Origin of the sequence: Salibacterium lacus, assembly GCF_042684865.1 — a bacterium.
GTDB lineage: Bacteria > Bacillota > Bacilli > Bacillales > Marinococcaceae > Salibacterium > Salibacterium lacus.
The window spans coordinates 342,148-361,606 of record NZ_JBHUML010000003.1; the positions used below are offsets into that span (position 1 = coordinate 342,148).

Sequence of the window (19,459 nt, forward strand, 5' to 3'; positions counted from 1 at the left end):
CTGTTATTGCAGAGTATCGATGATGCCGTTTAAATACGCGGCTCCGAGTGCCCTGTCGTATAAGCCGTATCCAGGCCTTCCGGTTTCTCCCCATATCATTCTCCCGTGATCCGGGCGGATCGGACCGGAAAATCCGGCTTCATGCAGCTTCTGCAGCAACGCCGTCATGTCAAGGGAACCTTCCTTGATGGAATGGGACGTCTCCTGAAATGACCGGGATCCTGTCCATTTCACATTCCGGGCGTGAACGAAATGAATCCGTCCTTTTGCTGCTTCAATGATGCCGCTTAAGTCATTTTCCGGATCGGCGCCGTAGGAACCGGTGCAGAATGTAATTCCATTGTTCGGGCTGTCAACCCGGCGCAGCATGTACTCCACGTTCTCTTTGTTTGTTACGACCCGGGGAAGACCGAATATGGACCAAGGCGGATCGTCCGGATGAATCGCCAGTAGTACTCCCTCTTCTTCTGCTGTCGGAACAACCTGTTCCAGAAAATAAATCAGGTTTTCCATGAGCTGTTCTTCAGAGATGGACTGGTAGGCATCCATGATTTTTCTCAAATCGTCTGTCTGATAGGATAAGTCCCACCCCGGCAGAGTCAATTCCCCGCTGAGCGGATCCAGATGCTGCACTGTCTCTTCATCGTATTTCAGTGAATTCGACCCGTCCGGGAGCGGTGCACCAAGTTCAGATCGTGTCCAGTCAAATACCGGCATGAAATTGTAGCAGACGGTCCGGATGCCCGCACGGGAGAGGTTGCGAAGTGTTTCCTTGTAGTTCTCAATCCACCCGTCCCGGGAGGGTGCTCCCATTTTTATATCTTCATGAACAGGCACACTTTCTATAACGTTAAGTTTCAAATCATGTGCTTCCACGGTCTGTTTCAGTTTTTCGATTTTTTCCAGAGGCCAGACTTCACCTGCCGGGATGTCATATACTGCGGAAACAATGCCGCGCATATCCGGAATCTGCCGGATTTGTTCAAGGGTGACCGGATCGTCTTCTCCGTACCACCGGAAACTCATCTCCATAGGTTTCTCCCTCCTTCCCGTTTACAGGTTGAAATACCGTTTGGCATTGTAATAGCAGATGTCCTGCACGTACGTTTTCAACAGTTCCATATCTTTCGGGGCCCGGCCCCGGTCCACCCAGCTTCCGATTAGATTACACAGAATCCGGCGGAAATACTCGTGGCGCGAGAAAGACAAGAAGCTTCTTGAGTCTGTCAGCATTCCGATAAAATGGCTGATCAGTCCCGTGTTGGCGAGAATCTTCATTTGGTGTTCCATGCCGTCGATATGGTCATTAAACCACCAGGCAGTGCCGAACTGAACTTTACCGGGGATTTCATCATTTTGATAGTTGCCCGCAGCGGTTGCCAGAATGTAATTGTCCCGGGCATCCAAACTGTACAGTACTGTTTTCGGCAGCGCATCTTTTGCTTCCAATGCATCCAGAAAGAGAGAAAGCGGTCTGGCAAGCAGATCATCGCCGATGGAATCAAAACCGCTGTCGCCTCCAAGTTTTTCAAACATTTTCGAGTTGTTGTTACGCTGGGCACCGATGTGAAGCTGCATCACCCATCCCTTTGCCGCGTACATTTCAGCCAGACTCAGCAGGGTGTATGTCTTATACTGCTCGATTTCTTTCGCATCAATCGCTCTGCCTTCCCGTTTTTTCTGAAACACTGCTTCTGCATCCGTTTTCACCGCAGGTTCAAAAAACATGGCAGTGATGCCGTGGTCTGCGCTGCGGCAGCCGAGAGAATCAAAGTAATCAACCCGGTCTGAGAAGGCCTGAAGCAGATCATCCAATGTCTGAATGGAGAAACCGGCCGCAGCTTCCATCGATGCCAGCCAGTCTTCAAACTCCTCTTTCTCAATTTGAAGTCCTTTATCCGGACGGAATGATGGCGAGACGGTGACGTCAACATTTTCATCATGGAGCTTTTTGTGCGATGCCAGATCATCTGCCGGATCGTCTGTTGTGCCGACGAAAACAACATTATCGCGCTTCAGCAGAGACCGGGTGGAAAATTCGGGCTGCTGCAGCTTTTCGTTGGCTTCATTCCAGATATCCGGAGCTGTCGTTTCATCCAGAAGCTGGTCTATACCGAAATAACGCTTCAACTCCAGATGAGTCCAGTGATAAAGTGGATTCCCGAGAAGTTTCGGTACCGTTGCCGCCCACGCCTGAAACTTTTCATAGTTGCTTTTATCTCCTGTGATATACGCTTCATCGATGCCGTTTGCTCTCATTGCCCGCCATTTGTAATGATCCCCGGCGAGCCAGATTTCAGCAATATCATGGTAATGTTTATCTTCCAGAATATCTTCTGGTACTAAGTGGTTATGATAGTCAATAATCGGCATCTGTTTAGCGTAGTTGTGATACAATTCCTTTGCTGTTTCACCTTCCAGCAGAAAGTCGTCGGAAATAAACGTTTTCATAAATACAGATACCCTCCGTTCGTGAGGCACAAAATTATTTGTTTACTAAACAAATTATTAATTTTATACTATATGTAAGCGTTACATTTTTCAAGTCTTTTTTTAAGATTTTTTTCAAAAGTCTTTTATCCATTTTTTGTTACAATAAAAATGGCAGTGATAGGATGAGGGGGAACCAGTTTGGATACAGGCGATGCAACGTACATCAAACAGCTGAACAGAAGAATTTTAATCGAAGAAATCATTAAAAATATCTCATTGTCGAGAAGTGACTTATCACGGAAGACCGGGCTTAATAAAGCAACGATTTCGGCACAGGTCAGTGAGCTGATCCGTGAACAGATTGTCGTGGAAAAAACGGAAGGCGAGTCGGTGACGCGCGGCCGCAAACCAATTATTCTGGAAATTAACGGAAGTGCCGGCTACAGTGTGGGAGTGGATATTGATGAGCAGAACATCCAACTTGTTTTCTGTAATTTGAAAGGCGAATTGTTTCATAAAGAAAGCATTCATTTGAAAACGATTGAATTTGAAGGAGTCATGCAGCAGCTGCTGGAAGACCTCTCTCCTGCTGTGTCCCGTTTCAATGCAGAGTATGAACCCATCGGCCTGGTAGGCATAGGTGTAGGCATTCACGGCATCGTGAGCAACGATAATGAGATCATCTATACTCCAAAACAGCAGTGGTCTCATCACCATGTCGTAAACTTATTGAAAGAACGTTTTGAGACACCGGTCTATGTGGACAATAACGCGAATTTAAGCGTGTTTGCCGAGCAGGTGTACTATGAGCACATCCCCGACCTTTTCAGCATTACGTTCTATTCAGGAATCGGCCTCGGCATCATGCACAACCATCAAATCTACCGAGGCTATCAGGGCTTTGCCGGAGAAATCGGTCATATGATTGTCAAACCGGGCGGCCTTCCCTGTCCATGCGGGAACCAGGGATGCTGGGAACGATATGCCTCGGAAAAAGCATTAAAAAATCATCTGCAGGAAATATATCCGGACGATCCGCCGCTTGAAACGGTGCAGCATCTTCTTAAAACCAACCCGGATCATGCTATCATCGAGCAGTACCTGGATTATTTTTCGATTGGTCTCAACAATATCATCAACATTTTCAACCCGGAGAAAATCGTATTAAATGGCACCATCATTAATGGGAATACGGCTTTTATTGAAACCCTGGAGCAGAAACTCGTGTCCAAGTTCAATAACTATCTCGAAATCCGTGCCTCCTATCTCGGAGAAGATGCCTGCGCTCTCGGCGGTGCTTCCCTGGCGCTCAAGAACTTTTTCGGGGTAAATATGCTGAATCACGTAAACTATCATTATTTCAAATCCGATATGCTGGAGATTTAGAAACAGGAAAGGCAGATAGTTCAGCGATCAGCCCTCCTGCCCGCCTCCACTAACAGTCGGATGCAAAAGCTTACTGTCCACAGAATGGCCTCTTATGGACACTGCAGCGCTGAACCGGGACCGTAGTGGTCACGGGCTGAGGTTCGAAGCCACCAATCAACTGCTTGAAGATCTTAGTGTCTCCCGCCACAACTCCCGTGGACACTAAAGGCGCGACTCTGCCATGTAGTGTCCTCGCGTCCATCCATTCAAATGAACATGCTTGCGAGGTGTCCGCCTCCCCTTACCACAAAAAAACCGGACGGCATCGACTTCCTTACGTGTAACAGAAGCCTGCCGTCCGGCTTTTATTTAACCTGTATATTTGTTTCTATTCGCTCCATTGCCACTGCTCTTTCAATACTTCTGCACGTCCACCGATTCCTTCTTCCATCTCCACCGGGTATTCACGGTGCCATTCCATAAACGTTCCGTCGTGTTCCAAAATAGTGATCCAGTACGTTCCGCCTTCCTCATTTTCAAACCGAATCCCGTATTCTCCAAAGTCCGGATGATCGTTTTCATTTACGGCCTGCAGGTTCACGTCATCCTGCCGGGCGTAATCGTAGACGTTTTGAATCATGCTTTCCAACGTTCCTTCTTCTCCTTTTCCATAAGAAGGATAAATAAAGCGCCAAACCGGTTCATCAGTTGGTTCTGCCTCTTCGGTGAAAGCAGCTGAGACAAGTACACCATCGGCCGCTCCGGATGATACATTTTCCACATCGAAATATTGTGGTATATAAGTTGTGAACGGCATGCCGGCTTCATCCATCAACTTGAACGTATCTTCTTGCTTCATTCCTTCTATTTCAACAGAGAAATCCCGGACTGCCGGACGGGGTTCGTCCTGTTCTGTCTGAAAAGCATCCCACGGTACGGTATATGAAGGAATACCGGCAGCATAAGGGCCTATCTCATAAGGCTGAAAATAAACAGCAGGGCCCTCTTCCGTGACGTAAAACTGCCTGGTGGACGGATCGACACCTTCAAAATCAACGATAAGTTCAAACGGTTCTCCCGAATCCGGGGCTCCCGACCTTATCTTTTCATTAAAAATGGAGGCGTAGTCGGTGTGTTCGTCAAACAGATGGGGAAACTCCACCTGCTCCCCGGTATCCGGGTCAAACGTATAAGCCGTATCATGGCTTAATCCATGTGCGCCGCCGGTGAATTCATACGACCTGAATACAACGCTGAGGTAGTTCCCGCTGCTGCTTTCCACCCGGTAATTCTGCTGATAGTCGTACGCTTGTGCCAACTCCCCGTCCGGCTCCTGTTCCGAAAGTTCCATCACTTCCTGCCGGCGTTCTGCGGCTGCTTTTGCCTGTTGTTCAAACGTTTGATTAACAGCCTCTTCCGCCTCTTTACTCAGTCCGTGCACCTCCGGGTAATATATACCCCGGGCTTCTTTCTGCGGCAGTACGGCATAAGGCGCGCGGAATGACTCTTTTTCCGCTCTCGCAAGAAATACACCAAACTGGGCGCGTGTCACGGTCTCGGACGGCCGGAACGCGAGGTCCTCATAGCCTGTAGTAAGGCGGTGCACGGCTAGAGCACTAATCTGCTGGTGCGCCCAGTAATCGCGTGGAACATCTTTATAATTCACCTCGTGTGCTTGCTGCAGGTCATAAGATCTCGTCAGAATTGCAGCCATCTGGGCACGCGTGAGCGGTTCATTCGGATGAAACGCTTCTGCCTCTGCAAAAAAACCGGCTTCCACAGCTGCGGCAATGGCCGGATACGCCTTGTCTGATTCATCCACGTCGGTAAACGAAACAGGTTCCGCACCGGCGGGGGCCAGCCCATGAACACGTACCAGTGTCCGGGCGGCCTGGGAACGGGTCATATCATCATTCACTCCGAACGCCCCGTTTTGGTATCCATTCATCACATTTTCGTCTGCCAGCCAGCCTATTTCCTCTTCTGCCCAGAACCCTTCAGATACATCCGAAAAAGAAGCAGCTTCCACGGCTGCAGGAATCGAAAAAACAGCGGCTGTTATAACGGCTGCTCCGAGTATCCTTCTCCTTTTCATGTACGTCCCTTCTTTCTTTTATCTTCCATCATTATTTCAGCAATCAGCCGGAAAGACTGTTTCCGCTCCTCCGGGGATGGGATGGAGGAAAACAGCATAATTTCGTCGGCTCCGAATTGCTGCTGACAGTCTTCCAGCTGGATTTTGACTTCACGCGGGCTTCCTATAATCATTTTGGCCTTCATGGCTTCAAACTGTCTCTCTTCTTCTTTCGTCAGCGGAGCCGTAGAATCCTTCTTCACATTCCACCGGCACGTCTTATCAGCGATACGTTCTGCCTCTTTTGATTCCGGCGCACATACAACCGATACAGCCGTAATCACATTCGGCTTCTCCACCAACTTCCCGGAGGTGAAATGATCCCGGTACTGTTGAATAATTTCTGCCGGTTTCTTATCACTCATAAACGCGGCAAAGGCATACGCTGTGCCCTGTTCCGCTGCAAGCAGCGCACTCTTTGCGCTCGTGCCCAGCATCCACGGAACCGGAGCTTTATCCGGCACCGGAGAAGCAGAAAGCGGGGCGTGGGGGTTCGGCGAAGGATAGTTGTCTTCAAGAAACTGAAGCAGTTCCCGGGTGAGTTCACGCATCTTTCCCGCATTTTGTAAAAAGTTATCGGATAAAGCATTGGCCGCTTCCGCCGAGCCCCCGGGAGCCCGTCCGATGCCGATGTCCACGCGTTCTGGAAACAGCGTCGCCAGCATATTATGTATTTCGGCCGCTTTAAACGGTTTATAGTGCGGCAGCAGGACAGCCCCCGTACCAATACGGATCGTGTTCGTCCGGGATCCAATGAGAGGAAGCAGTACTTCCGGAACGGAACCTGCAATTCCATCGAGATCATGATGCTCTGTTATCCAAAAGCGGGTGCATCCCAGTTCATCGGCCATCCGGGCCAGTTCTATCGTGTCATCAAGCGCCTGTTTTGAAGTTTGTCCGGGAGGAACCGGGGACTGATCAAGAATACTTATCTGCATGATCGGCCTTCTTTCACTGACATGTTTTTTTAATTATACACTAGTAGTTTCCGGGGCGCATCACCAGAGGTATCCGTCTCGAAACAAAGGGCAACAAATGGTATGATACATTTATATAACAAAGAAGAAGGGAGGCATGAGGATTGAAACAACGAAAACCGGAAAAAATTCTTACAATCTGCGGCACCGTGTTATTTGTGATAGGCTCTGGTCTGGTCTTTTTGTTCGGAACAGTCATTACAAACACGGACTTCGAGACGTTTCTCAACCAGTCCATGCAGCAAAGCCCGGCCCAGAACATACCGGAGCAGGAATTTCAAATGTTCTTTGAACAGGCCCAGTCCATTAACTACGGCATGCACACCGGTCTCATGCTGCTTATTGCTGCTGTCGGGGTGATTGCTCTGCTCCGGCGGACAGGTGACATCATGTCCGGCATTTTTCTTCTCGCAGGGACAGGGCTGACCGTGCTTATTTTCTGGTGGCTGCTGCTGCCGTTTCTGCCCGCCCTGCTCTATTTCATCGCAGGCCTGATGTTTCTGCTCCGCAAGCCAAAGACTGTTTAGGCTGCGTTAGCTCGTGTTCAACATAAAACCGCCCAAAAAAAGCATGGTCTTTCATTGACGCAGCGGCGATCCGGCGGACCTGCTGCTGCGTAGTGAAAAGCATATTGACAATAGGTTAACAAGCAGGTATAATTCAATATTGTTCCTCATACTACACTACTAAAACGTAGATTCCCTCATCTACACACCCTCTCCTCATTCATTTCAACATGCTGATAACCCAACGATGAATGAAACGAAAGCAGAAAATATCGTAGTAGAACAATTCACACTGGAGCGGTTTAAGGACCGCAAGGACGAAAGAGCAGGAAGGGCTTTTGTCGTTTTATGCATCACTATCATATTGGACGTTATGCCGGCATATGTGGCGTATGCCGGTTTTTTTGTATGGTAAAAAAAGAGCCGCACCCATAGGGGTACAGCTCCCTGCCGCTTATAGATTTTCAAAAAACAGCCTCAGTACGTCAGCGCCGCCTATCATCGTTCCAATTGTACTTCCGACATTCGCCAGTACGACAATGAGGAGAATCCGGGTTACCTTATTGCTCCAGAACCCTTTCGCGCTGTGCACGTCTTCAGAAAGACGTTCGAAATCCTCCACGTTCGGCCGGCGGATGTACGCCTGCATCAGTCCGGCAAACCATCCGGCGGCGATAAGAGGATTCAGCGACGTGAGCGGTGCTGCAATAAAGGCGGTTACAATCGTAAGAGGATGCCCTAAAGCCGCTGCCGCACCGATAGCGGAAAAAGACCCATTCCAAAGCAGCCAGCTGATCGTCTGCTGCAGACCCGCCGATGGATTGGCATAGAACGTATAGGCGATAACAGCGATAACAAGGAGCGGAATGGCCCAGGCTATGATTTTCGGCGCCTTGCTGACGGGACGGTGCTCCAGCTCCTCAAGATTCTGTTCCTTATAAATTTCTTCTTTTATGCCCGGAACATGGGCAGCCCCCAGTACCGCCACCACCTTTTTCCCCGGGGCTTCCTTGATTTTGTGGGACAAATACTGATCCCTTTCATCAATTAACGGCTTTTTCAGCCTCGGAAAACTGCGCGTAAGTTCATTCAGCATGGATTGCAGCATATCCTGTTGTTTCATTTTCTCCATTTCTTCTTCCGTGATGCTTTCGTTATTGAATATACTGAAGATAATCATCATTAAAAGTTTCGCTTTGCCGAAGAAACCAACTTTCTGCCAGATTCTTGAGAACGTAATCTGGATGTCACGGTCGGCCAGCACCAGTTCCGCCCCTGTATCACGGGCGGATTCGATCCCCTGCTTCATTTCCTGACCAGGCTGGATGCCAAACTGCTTGGCAGCCCGCTTTTGAAAAGAAGAAATAGCCAGATTCATTAGAAGAAGCGACGACCTTTTTTCCTTAATAACTTTAAAGATGTCCATGTTCTTCCATTCATCGCGGTTTGTCATAGACTCATGCCGCTTCTCATCGAGTTCGATACAGACAGAATCGGGCTCTTCCTCTTCTATCACTTCTTTTACCTGCTCGGCGCTCTGTCTCGAGACGTGGGCTGTTCCAATCAATACAATCTCTTTATTATTTATGTGAAGTCTGGTCACATTTTCTCTATCTGCTGTCATAACGTACCTGCCTTCTGCAAAATGGATACTTAAAGTTTATCATATTTTAGAGCCGCTGAGCCTGCCCTATTTTTTTTAGACACCGTTTCCATTAAAATGAAGAAAGTGATGAAATACAAAACGATGGAGGCAGGCGGCCTATGTATCAGAATATGAAAGAATGTGTGGAAGATCTCGAAGCAAACGGACATTTAGTGCGGATTACTGAAGAAGTCGATCCCTACCTTGAGATGGCAGCTGTTCATCTGCGCGTATACGAAGCGGGCGGTCCGGCGGTTCTTTTTGAAAATGTGAAAGGGTCGAATTATCAGGCACTCTCCAACCTGTTCGGCACAGTGGAGCGGAGTCGGTTCATCTTCCGCCGGACCTGGGACCGGACGCAGAATGTCGTCGCCCTCCGCAATGATCCGATGAAGGCACTCAAGCACCCTTTCCGGAATATCCAGAGCGGTCTGGCGGCAGTCAATGCCCTCCCTTCCAAAAAGAAACAGAATCCCGGGTTTCAGGAAATCCAGCTGACGGACCTGCCATTTATCCAGCACTGGCCGGGGGACGGCGGCGCGTTCATTACACTGCCCCAGGTTTACACCGAAGACCCGGACAACCCGGGAATCATGAACTCCAACCTCGGCATGTACCGTATTCAACTCAACGGCAACGATTACCGCCTCAATGAAGAAGCCGGGCTTCATTACCAGATCCACCGGGGTATAGGTATTCACCAGGAAAAAGCAGTCCGGCGCGGCGAACCGCTTAAAGTCAGCATATTCATCGGCGGGCCGCCTGCCCACACCTTGTCCGCGGTGATGCCGCTTCCGGAAGGGCTTCCGGAAATGACATTCGCAGGACTGCTCTCCGGGCGGCGTTTTCGTTACAGCTACATTGACGGCTACTGCATCAGTCATGACGCCGATTTTGTCATTACCGGGGAAGTGTATCCAGGAGAGACGAAGCCGGAAGGACCATTTGGCGACCACCTCGGGTATTACAGCCTCACGCATGAATTTCCGGTTCTCCATATTCACAAAGTGTATGCGAAGCAGGATGCCATCCTGCCGTTCACGGTCGTCGGCCGTCCACCGCAGGAAGATACGACGTTCGGGGAAATCATCCATGAAATTACAGGGGACGCGGTAAAGCAGGAGATTCCCGGTGTCAAGGAAGTGCATGCAGTGGATGCCGCAGGGGTGCATCCTCTTCTGTTTGCGATCGGCAGTGAACGCTACCTTCCATTTGAAAACGTGCAGCAGCCGACGGAACTGCTGACCATAGCAAACCGAATCTTGGGAACCGGCCAGTTAAGCCTTGCCAAATACCTGTTTATTACAGCAGAACTGGAACGGGATCTGGACACCCATGATGAAGTCGATTTCCTCACATATATACTGGAGCGGATCGATCTGCACCGGGACCTTCATTTTCAAACGAAAACCACCATCGACACGCTCGACTACTCCGGAGAAGCGCTGAACCGCGGAAGTAAAGTCATCATCGCAGCCTACGGAGATAAAAAACGCGAACTCTGCACCCAGGTTCCAGCCGTCGCTGCGGAAGCAGAAGGCTTCTCAAGTCCTTCTCTCATCATGCCGGGAGCTGTCGCAGTGGAAGGTCCGGCTTACTCCGACGAAGAAACCGCCGCAGCTGAGTGCCGGAGACTGGCGGAAGCAGTGGAAGCAGAAGGCGGACTTCCATCGTCTCCGTTGATTGTCATCTGTGACGATAGTACGTTTTTGACGGCGTCGCTGCGGAATTTTCTCTGGGCTGCCTTCACCCGCAGCAATCCATCCCACGATATCCACGGGGTGAACAGTTTTTATGAAAATAAACACTGGGGCTGTGATACGATGATTATCGATGCCCGCATCAAACCGCACCACGCCCCGCCGCTCATCCCGGACCCCGATGTGGAGCACCGAATTGAACGGTTCTTCAATGAAGATGGGCAGCTGAAAAAATAAAACTACGGCGCGGAGTGTCCTCTGAAAACGAACTCAGGGGAGCTGCACTTCCGCTTCTTCAGCGAGCAGCAGACACCCTGTAATGGCGGCGTCATCGCCAAGAGCAGGGGCTGTGATCATAGTCTCGGGGGCCGGTGTTTCCACGTAGTTGTTCAAGAGACGCTGATACTCTGTCCGGATGAGCGGGAATAACTGATTCTGTTTCATGACCCCGCCGCCGAGAATAAAGACTTCCGGGCGGAGGATGAGCGTGTATTGTACGAGCGCCTGCGCAATATAGTAAGCTTCCATCCCCCAAACCTTCTCATCACCGGCCAGTGTGCCCGCTTTATACCCATGCCTTTTTTCAATGGCCGGACCGGCTGCCATTCCTTCGAGACAGTCAGCGTGATACGGGCAGTTTCCTTCGTAATCATCTTCCGGATGCCGGCGTACAAGAATATGTCCCATTTCGGGATGTCCGAAGCCTTCCAGCACTTTCCCGTCCACGACCGCACCGCCACCGATTCCTGTTCCTACTGTCAGGTACACACAACTCCCTGATTTCTGACCTCCTCCTTTTCTAAATTCCCCATATGCCGAGGCATTCACATCGGTTGTCCAGGCGGTTGGGACGTTGTATCTGCTCTTGATTTCTCCGAGAAAATCAAAAAATCCCCATCCTGGTTTCGGAGTGCTGGTGATAAAGCCGTATGTACCGGAATCCTTGTTCACATCAATCGGTCCGAATGAACCGATCCCCATGGAAATGAGAGTGTAAGAATCAAAAAAAGCAAAGACATGTTTCAATGTTTCCTCCGGGGTCGTTGTCGGAATACTTGTACGTTCTTCTATATCTACACCGTTTCTGCTGACCGCGCACACAAACTTCGTGCCCCCGGCTTCGATTGCTCCATAATACATAGAAGTATCCTCCCTGCTGTTGTTTTCTTCTCTGTTCTTTTTTCTACAAACGCTCCTTTGTCTCCTTCTATATATTTTTTACATAATGCTTTCGCCTGACGATAACAATACCATTAACTACAGCAAAGCAGGTGATACGGTGTCTATTTTTGAAACAGCGAATCCAGGCGATATTGTTTACGTAATTATCCGCAATCCACACGTCCAGGGGGTGGCCAACGTGCAGGAAGCGGCAGTCGTTGAAAATCCGGAAGCTCCCGGCGGGCTTGCTCTGTTCTTATATGAAACATACTACCCGTTAAATGATGACATCGCGGTATATGAAACCATGCAGGAAGCTGAAAGAGATTACGCCGAAGCATTCGGCACGCCGGAGGATACACAGTATTATGGTTAAACCCTTTGTACCGGAACTCGTTTATGTCGAACCGCGCGCCCTGGAATATCCTCTCGGAAAAGAGCTCACCCAGAAGTTTGAGAATATGGGAATTGAAATCAGGCATACGACATCGCACAACCAGGTCCGGAATCTTCCGGGCGACAATCATTTTCAGCGGTACCGCACCGCCAAGTCGACACTGGTCATCGGCATCCGGAAAACGCTGAAGTTTGACACATCAAAACCGTCGGCAGAATTCGCTATCCCCTTTGTGACCGGGTGCATGGGCCACTGTCACTACTGTTACCTTCAGACGACAATGGGAGATAAACCGTATATCCGCACGTACGTGAACGTGGATGAAATTCTGGAATCCGCCGAGGAATACATGCAGCATCGCGCTCCGGAACGAACGAGATTTGAAGCGTCCTGTACCTCCGATGTCGTCGGGGTGGACCATCTAACCCACACGCTGAAAAAAGCGATTGAATACTTTGGACGGACCGAGCACGGACAGCTCCGTTTTGTGACGAAATTCGCCCATATCGACCATCTTCTGGACGCCGAGCACAACGGCCGCACCCGGTTTCGTTTCAGTATCAACAGCGACTATGTCATTAAATACTTTGAACCCGGCACTTCCCGGTTGAATGAGAGAATAGAAGCTGCGGTAAAAGCAGCGGGGGCGGGATATCCCCTCGGCTTCATTATCGCCCCGATTTACCTTCATGACGGCTGGAAAGAAGGATACCTGGACATGATGGAGAAATTAAATAGATCCCTGCCCGCCGAAGCAAGAAAGGATCTCACGTTTGAAATGATTCAACACCGCTTCACGAAACCGGCCAAGCGGGTCATCGAGAAAAATTACCCCATGACAAAACTCGAACTCGATGAATCGAAACGCAAATGGAAATGGGGCCGTTACGGTATCGGAAAATACGTGTACACCAACGAAGAACAGGAAGATATCAAAGATACCATCGGCTCTTATATCGCGTCTTATTTTCCAGAGGCCTCGCTGGACTATTTCACGTAACCCGCGCACGGAAAGAGGTTTGAGCCTGCGGCTTTTATTTTACTTTCTGATTCATGCGCTCCACCCACTGCTTCAATAAATAATAGTAGGTTTCTGTAGCAGCATAAATCTTTTCTGCCACGCTTTCATTATTCGTGTGAGTGGTTAAATTACAGTCGTTGATATATGCAGCGCTGTATTGCCGCGTCTCTCTCGATGTCGGACGGTTCTTTTAATCCGGCAATCTGTCCAAAAGAAGCGAGCGCCGCTTCCGCCGAGGTCAGACGTTGGTGAAGTCTTTCCATATCAGCCCCTCCTTTTTGACCTGCCGGGTGAACGCCGGGCCGGCAGATCGCAAATCAACGACATCCACATGATAAGGAACGGTGGACTCCTAGACTACCTCAAGCAGACGATTCCATGCCGAAGCATCCAGATCCTTTTCTGCTTCAACCGCCAAGTCGATATCCAAGCTCTGTTTCTCTGTTCCTTTCGCCCATGAACCGAAAAGATAAACACGGACATGACGGGAGTCCAACTCTTGTGTAACAACATCTTTTAAAGAAGAAAGAATGGCATCACGGCAGGCGGAATAATGCTCCATCGAATATCTTCCTTTCCTTTTTGTTCCTTATACCATAACACCCACCGGTTTCACCGCTGCGGGCGGAACGCTCAGGAGTGATACGGGGCAGACTCGATTTTCTCTTCATCCCCGGAACCAATAGTTACACTAATTTAAAAACAATATTGTAAACGCAAACATTAGATAGGGACTTAAGAACATCAAAACACTTAATACAAGGAGAAGTTTGTTTTTAAGAGCGGCTGCAGCAATTAAAACAGCCCATATACCAGTGAAAAAAGTGATAATGATGGTATATACAATGCCGTAATCCATCGTAAAAGTATAATACCAGGACCCCGAACCGATGATAAACGCGATCCAATACATGATTTGAAAAACTACCTGTTTGTTCATTAAGATGATCTCCTTTGAAAGTTTATGACACGTCCGTTCACCTATATCATAATAAGAAGTAAAAACGGGCTTAGAAGCAGCAGAACACTTAACAGAACGAAATGTTGTTTTTGAGTGAGGTGACAGCAATGACAACAGCAGCTACACTGTTTACCGTAGTGAAAACTATAGCGGTGCTGAAGTTAAAACCCAATCCCGCGATCATGATGCAGGGAACGAGCCCAAGAAAAAACAACATCCAATAGACAATAACAAAGGCCGATGGTTCCCGCATCTGGATAACCTCCGATGCTGATAATCTTACCGATTCATGCTCCACCACATACGAATACCGGGCTGTTTAATATTGAACAGCCCGGTGAACAGCTTGCAGAAAAACACGCGGCACCGCCGGCCAACAGATCAGGAACTCTGCGGGGTGAGCTCGATTTTTTCTTCTTCCCCGCTTTCCAGATGATAACGGAACAGTTCGAAACTCTGCTGCTGGTTCTGCCGGTCCTTCTCTTTGCTGTAATATATCTCGCTTTCTCCTTGACTTAGCTGGGTGTGCTGCACAGATTCGTTGATACCAAGACGCTCCCCTTTTTCTCCGGTGGCGCGGTCAAAGGTTACCATGTCGTACTGGAACAAAGGATCCCCTTCGCCGTAGTTCATAATCGTCTGGACGAGAAGTTTGTTCTCTTTTTCCAGCTGCACGACTTCACTGACCGGCACGTCATTGTTCTCGAGCGGAACAGGGTTTAACTTTCCGGGTTCGGCGATGTTCATTTCGTATATCCGCTGCACAGACTCAAACATCGAATCCGGGGTGGCGTTTTTGTAATCATCGGCCAGTATCATAAGCATTTTTTCTCCGTTATTTGATATACTCAGCGACCCCGGGCTGTACGTGTCAAACGTACGTATTTCTTCAAAGACGCCATCCGGTTTCAGGGTATATAACCCGGATTCCATCGGTTTGAATCCTTCTTCCGGCTCTCCCTGTGTGCTGACGTGTATGCCTTGTACGAACAAACGCTCATGGGCGGGGTCCTTCTTGAGATTTGTGAGGACGCCGCGCGCCTGAAGTACGGTCTCTATCTTTCCACCTTCCGCAGATATGGTCACGATATCACTGTGAGCAAGCTGAAATTCCTGTTCACCCGGAGCACCTTCCGGATATCCGCTCGTTTCGATGACGGACAAATCACCATTTTCGTTGAACACCGGACTCCACAGTTTCTGTGATTCTTCCGCCGTATAGACTCCTGAACGTTCAGACTCGCGGCCTTTCACATACAAGGTCTGACTGCCGTTTGATTCCATCACGTAAGCAATACGTCCATCAGGTGCCACACTGTATTCACCGGTGAAAGACGGCTTTGCCTTTTCTTCAGACTCCACCATTCCTCCAGCAGCGGCAAGACCTGCCGTGACAACAGCAATCAGACTAAATACAACGGCCATTCCTTTTTTATTCATGAAACTGCCTCCTCTTAATCAAATAATCCTGCAGCATAAGGAACAATAACCGGCCAGAACATGTACGCCAGAATAAGAACAGTCAGAACCAGACTTCCCAGAATCAGTTTCGGGAAACGCGGAAGCAGCAGGATCTGAACCGCATAAAGCACCGCCCACAAGAGCATGGGTATTAACACACGCAGTAAAATAGTAGCGGATGCGCCGAAACCCATGGCGATGAGATGAATATACAGCCCCGCCGCACCACCTGCGAGACCAAGTGTAATATTGACAATATGGATAACACGCCGCGATTTTTTATGTTTCTTTTTTTGCTCATATGTCAAAACGGTCCGGTACAGAAGATACAGATTGAGCAGTAAAATCAAAGGAAGAACCGGGCCCAGGGAACCGGAACCGAAAAATCCCAGACCGCTCCATTGAGGAACAAGAAACAGGAAGTTCAACACCAAAGCAAGAGCCAGCCACAGCTTCCGGTTTACAGCAAACACACGGTTCAATGCAAAAAACAGCACGGTCGAGTGACCAACTGTTCCATAGAGTACAAACCAGAGAGCTTCCCGGGTCTGAGTAAGTGAAGATATATACTTCCCAAAGGTGAACATAAAGCAGAGCACCGCAAGCGCCAGCAGCAGTTCCCTCCGAAACGGAAACATCGCCTGCTGCAGGCCGTCGCCGATACACGCTTCTTTCCCGAACATGTTCATCGCTTCCTTTTCCGCTTCCTCTTCGGTTTTCCCGGCTTCCATTTCTTCATCCCGCCGCATCAGAACGTGAGACAGCAGTTCCTCATACAGATCATCACGCTCGGAACGGCTGCAGTCCGTCTGCGCAGCGATCCGCTTCACATACGTCTCCAGCTTACGAGTCATACGCTCTTGCCGCCTTATCCAGCAGATCATGAAGCGATGCCCAGTCCTTTCGTTTCCGTTCGAGTTCGGTCCCACCTTCTTCGGTGATTGTGTAATACTTTTTTTGTCTCTCCCCTTCCGCCGCGCTCCAATACGATGTGACCCAGCCTTTACGCTCCATCCGTTTCAGCGCCGGGTACAGTGTTCCTTCACTCATGTTGTACGCCTCGTCACTCAAACTTTTCAACTTTTTCGTCATTTCATAGCCGTACAAATCCCGGTCCGCCACAAGCGACAGCAGAATCAAATCAATATTACCTTTCATCATTTCTTTATCCATTATTTATTCTTTCCTTTCATTGGAATACAGTTACAGTATAAAAGGTGATACATCGTAATACAAGGGTTATATTAAAAAAACTCCCTCTATGTTATAGAGGGGGAAAAGAAGATTTACTTTCAATATCCGAGGAAGGAAGGGGCGGGCTGTAGTAATAACCCTGGTACTCTTCGCATGCTTCTCCGGAAAGAAGCTGCAGCTGCGCCTCATTTTCAATACCTTCTGCAATAACATTGAATTCCAGGCGGTGGGCCATGTTAATAATGGCGTCCACGATCGCTTTCTCCCTGGATCCGTGTTCCATATTATCAACAAAGGACTTGTCTATTTTTAAGGTATTGAGCGGGAAATCTTTCAGATAACTCAGCGAGGAATAACCTGTTCCAAAGTCATCGAGCGAGATTTTGACTCCCATTTCTCTTATTTCTTTCATGATAGGAACGGCTTGTTCCGGTTCCTGTACGATACTTTCGGTAATTTCGAGTTCCAGATATTCCGGAGGGAGTTCCGTTTGGGCAAGCACATGTTTCACCACCTGCGCAAAATCCGGCTGCTGAAACTGAATCGCGGAGATGTTCACAGACATTCTGGAAACCGTGCTGCCTTCATTGCGCCAGACCATCATCTGCCGGCACGCTTCTTCCAGCACCCAGCGGCCGAGCGGTACAATCAAGCCCGTCTCTTCCGCCAGCGGAATAAAGTCCCCGGGAGAGACGAGGCCACGCTCCGGATGTTCCCACCTAAGGAGTGCTTCATACCCTTTGACTTCTCCTTCTGCCACGCTGACCTGAGGTTGATAATAAAGCTGAAACTGCCCTTCTTTCATTGCTTTCTGGAGATCCGACTCAAGCAGAAGTTTCTTGAATACTTCCTCGTTCATGTCCGGTGTAAAAAAACAATACTGATTCTGTCCGTTGCTTTTCGATTGATACATCGCAGTATCCGCATACTGAATCAGTTTTTCCGCCGTCTTGCCGTTTTGAGGGTACATGCTGATTCCAATAGACGCCGAAACGAACAATTCATGACCCTTCACAAGAAAGGAGTGCTTCAGGGTTTGAATCATTGATTCAGCGGTGTGACCCGCATGATACTGGGTCGCATTCGGAAGTACCGCTACAAATTCATCTCCGCTCTGGCGGGCAATGAAGTCCGACTCCTTGAGCTCTCCACTCATTCGTTCCGAGGCGGAAATAAGCAGTTCATCCCCTATCCGGTGGCCAAACACATCATTCACTTTTTTGAAACGGTCCAAATCAATGAAAAGAACGGCAACATGAGATGCAGCTTGCTGGTCCAAGGTATTCTGCAGATGTTCGTTCAACATACGCCGGTTCGGAAGCCTTGTGAGTTCGTCCCGGTACACAAGCTCCTGAATCCGTTCATTCTGTGCCACCCGTTCTGAAATATCGCGTATAATACCGGTGAAAAATGTCCGGTCTCCTCTACTCTGTTCGGAAAGAGACAGTTCAATCGGAAACGTCTGTCCATCTTTGTGCCGTCCTTCCAGTTCCACAACGCTTCCAATCACTCTCTGTTCTCCGGTGCGCAGGTGGTGTCTGAATCCCTCTTGATGAGCTTCCCGGTAAGACTCCGGGATAATCATCATCAACTCACTGCCGACAGCTTCCCCTTCGGTGTAACCGAAAATTCGTTCCGCTGCTTCATTCCACGATATGATAACCTCTCTCTGATCTGCTGTCACAATGGCATCGGTAGCCGAGTGAACGATGGACTGGTACAAATCCTGAAGATAGTTGGACTCATCTTGACTTGATTCTATTTTTCTGGAAAAAATCGCGACGATAACAATAATCGTTACAATAATAAGAATAACGATACTGATAAGGGCAGACAGAATCTCAGACCCTACAGAGGAAGAAACGGGAGGAACTCCTTCTCCACCGCCGGATCGAAAATAGGTTCCTGCCATACCTGTATAATGCAGCCCGGAAATCGCTGCACCCATCACGATGGAACTGCCGATGAATCCGGCTTCCCTTTTCAAGCGGCGTTCAATGGAAGGAAGCACAGAAAGCAGACGGAGTGCCGTAAATGAAGCTATCAATGCGATAAGTACAGAGAGTGCAACATAGACCCTGTCGTAAAACAGCTCGGCTCCCATCTGCATAGATTCCATGCCTATATAATGCATCGACACGATTCCGGAACCAATGAATACCGACCCCGTCATATGCAGCACCAGTTTCGGCTGTAAAAACTGTACCATTAAAAAAGCCAGACAGCTCGCTGTCACTGCACAGCCGATACTAAGCGCAAAAAGGGCAGGATCATAGGTGACTGTCATCCCCATGTCGTAAGCAAGCATCCCGATGAAATGCATCGACCATATGCCCCCGCCGAGACAAAACCCGCCGCTCACTGCCCAGAGCGTTCTTTTTTTCCTCGTCGATGCTTTAAGCCGGCCTGCGGCATGAAGCGCAGCATAAGAGGCAAACGCAGCAATAAAAAGGGATAAAAGCACCAGGGACGGCTGATAAGTGCCCTGCATCATATCCATG

Annotated in this window: 19 protein-coding genes; 5 read left to right on the forward strand and 14 right to left on the reverse strand. The window is 49.0% G+C overall.

What is annotated here, in order from left to right:
* Positions 1–3 precede the first annotated feature (3 nt).
* Entirely contained in the window at positions 4–1,032 is a 1,029-nt protein-coding gene (uxuA, locus tag ACFSUB_RS12140; RefSeq protein ID WP_380713520.1) for a mannonate dehydratase, read from the reverse strand.
* Positions 1,033–1,053: 21 nt separating this feature from the next.
* The gene (uxaC, locus tag ACFSUB_RS12145; RefSeq protein WP_380713521.1) at positions 1,054–2,451 is read right to left on the reverse strand and encodes a glucuronate isomerase; all 1,398 of its coding nucleotides are present in this window, start codon (positions 2,449–2,451) and stop codon (positions 1,054–1,056) included.
* 180 nt (positions 2,452–2,631) lie between these two features.
* On the opposite strand from uxaC, the gene ACFSUB_RS12150 reads away from it, so the two are divergent.
* The gene (locus tag ACFSUB_RS12150) at positions 2,632–3,819 is read left to right on the forward strand and encodes an ROK family protein (RefSeq protein WP_380713522.1); all 1,188 of its coding nucleotides are present in this window, start codon (positions 2,632–2,634) and stop codon (positions 3,817–3,819) included.
* 370 nt (positions 3,820–4,189) lie between these two features.
* Here ACFSUB_RS12150 and ACFSUB_RS12155 read toward each other — a convergent pair whose 3' ends face one another.
* Positions 4,190–5,896, reverse strand: coding sequence for an S-layer homology domain-containing protein (locus tag ACFSUB_RS12155; RefSeq protein WP_380713523.1), 1,707 nt, complete (start codon positions 5,894–5,896; stop codon positions 4,190–4,192).
* On the reverse strand, positions 5,893–6,873 hold the full coding sequence (locus ACFSUB_RS12160) for an MsnO8 family LLM class oxidoreductase (RefSeq protein ID WP_380713524.1): 981 nt from the start codon (positions 6,871–6,873) through the stop codon (positions 5,893–5,895). The genes ACFSUB_RS12155 and ACFSUB_RS12160 overlap by 4 nt, the downstream gene beginning before the upstream one ends.
* 143 nt (positions 6,874–7,016) lie before the next feature.
* Here ACFSUB_RS12160 and ACFSUB_RS12165 point away from each other — a divergent pair, with 143 nt between their 5' ends.
* A complete protein-coding gene (locus tag ACFSUB_RS12165) occupies positions 7,017–7,439 on the forward strand; it encodes a DUF4064 domain-containing protein (RefSeq protein ID WP_380713525.1) in 423 nt (140 codons plus the stop codon).
* Positions 7,440–7,872: 433 nt separating this feature from the next.
* On the opposite strand, the gene ACFSUB_RS12170 is transcribed toward ACFSUB_RS12165, so the two are convergent.
* Positions 7,873–9,042 (reverse strand): TraB/GumN family protein, encoded by a 1,170-nt coding sequence (locus tag ACFSUB_RS12170; RefSeq protein ID WP_380713526.1) that lies wholly within the window; start codon positions 9,040–9,042, stop codon positions 7,873–7,875.
* Positions 9,043–9,182: 140 nt separating this feature from the next.
* Here ACFSUB_RS12170 and ACFSUB_RS12175 point away from each other — a divergent pair, with 140 nt between their 5' ends.
* Complete coding sequence (locus ACFSUB_RS12175) at positions 9,183–11,000, forward strand: UbiD family decarboxylase (protein WP_380713527.1); 1,818 nt, start codon at positions 9,183–9,185, stop codon at positions 10,998–11,000.
* Positions 11,001–11,033: 33 nt separating this feature from the next.
* Here the strand turns inward: ACFSUB_RS12175 and ACFSUB_RS12180 are convergent, their stop codons facing one another.
* Entirely contained in the window at positions 11,034–11,903 is an 870-nt protein-coding gene (locus tag ACFSUB_RS12180; RefSeq protein ID WP_380713528.1) for an ROK family protein, read from the reverse strand.
* 139 nt (positions 11,904–12,042) lie between these two features.
* Here ACFSUB_RS12180 and ACFSUB_RS12185 point away from each other — a divergent pair, with 139 nt between their 5' ends.
* Positions 12,043–12,300, forward strand: coding sequence for a transcriptional regulator SplA domain-containing protein (locus tag ACFSUB_RS12185; protein WP_380713529.1), 258 nt, complete (start codon positions 12,043–12,045; stop codon positions 12,298–12,300).
* Positions 12,293–13,321: a spore photoproduct lyase gene (gene splB / locus ACFSUB_RS12190; protein ID WP_380713530.1), complete on the forward strand. Its 1,029-nt coding sequence runs from the start codon at positions 12,293–12,295 to the stop codon at positions 13,319–13,321. The genes ACFSUB_RS12185 and splB overlap by 8 nt, the downstream gene beginning before the upstream one ends.
* Before the next feature lie 149 nt (positions 13,322–13,470).
* Here the strand turns inward: splB and ACFSUB_RS12195 are convergent, their stop codons facing one another.
* The 8 genes from ACFSUB_RS12195 to ACFSUB_RS12230 all read right to left on the reverse strand — a co-directional run bounded on the left by ACFSUB_RS12195 (position 13,471) and on the right by ACFSUB_RS12230 (position 19,458).
* Positions 13,471–13,605, reverse strand: a complete 135-nt coding sequence (locus ACFSUB_RS12195) for a hypothetical protein (protein WP_380713531.1) — start codon at positions 13,603–13,605, stop codon at positions 13,471–13,473.
* 89 nt (positions 13,606–13,694) lie between these two features.
* Complete coding sequence (locus ACFSUB_RS12200) at positions 13,695–13,904, reverse strand: nucleotidyltransferase domain-containing protein (RefSeq protein ID WP_380713532.1); 210 nt, start codon at positions 13,902–13,904, stop codon at positions 13,695–13,697.
* A 129-nt stretch (positions 13,905–14,033) separates the two neighbouring features.
* On the reverse strand, positions 14,034–14,282 hold the full coding sequence (locus ACFSUB_RS12205; RefSeq protein WP_380713533.1) for a hypothetical protein: 249 nt from the start codon (positions 14,280–14,282) through the stop codon (positions 14,034–14,036).
* An 88-nt stretch (positions 14,283–14,370) separates the two neighbouring features.
* Positions 14,371–14,556, reverse strand: coding sequence for a hypothetical protein (locus ACFSUB_RS12210; protein WP_380713534.1), 186 nt, complete (start codon positions 14,554–14,556; stop codon positions 14,371–14,373).
* Between the two features lie 128 nt (positions 14,557–14,684).
* A complete protein-coding gene (locus ACFSUB_RS12215) occupies positions 14,685–15,743 on the reverse strand; it encodes a hypothetical protein (protein ID WP_380713535.1) in 1,059 nt (352 codons plus the stop codon).
* A gap of 14 nt (positions 15,744–15,757) precedes the next feature.
* The gene (locus ACFSUB_RS12220; protein ID WP_380713536.1) at positions 15,758–16,618 is read right to left on the reverse strand and encodes a permease prefix domain 1-containing protein; all 861 of its coding nucleotides are present in this window, start codon (positions 16,616–16,618) and stop codon (positions 15,758–15,760) included.
* The gene (locus ACFSUB_RS12225) at positions 16,608–16,937 is read right to left on the reverse strand and encodes a PadR family transcriptional regulator (protein WP_380713537.1); all 330 of its coding nucleotides are present in this window, start codon (positions 16,935–16,937) and stop codon (positions 16,608–16,610) included. The genes ACFSUB_RS12220 and ACFSUB_RS12225 overlap by 11 nt, the downstream gene beginning before the upstream one ends.
* A 91-nt stretch (positions 16,938–17,028) precedes the next feature.
* Positions 17,029–19,458 (reverse strand): EAL domain-containing protein, encoded by a 2,430-nt coding sequence (locus tag ACFSUB_RS12230; protein ID WP_380713655.1) that lies wholly within the window; start codon positions 19,456–19,458, stop codon positions 17,029–17,031.
* Position 19,459 lies beyond the last annotated feature (1 nt).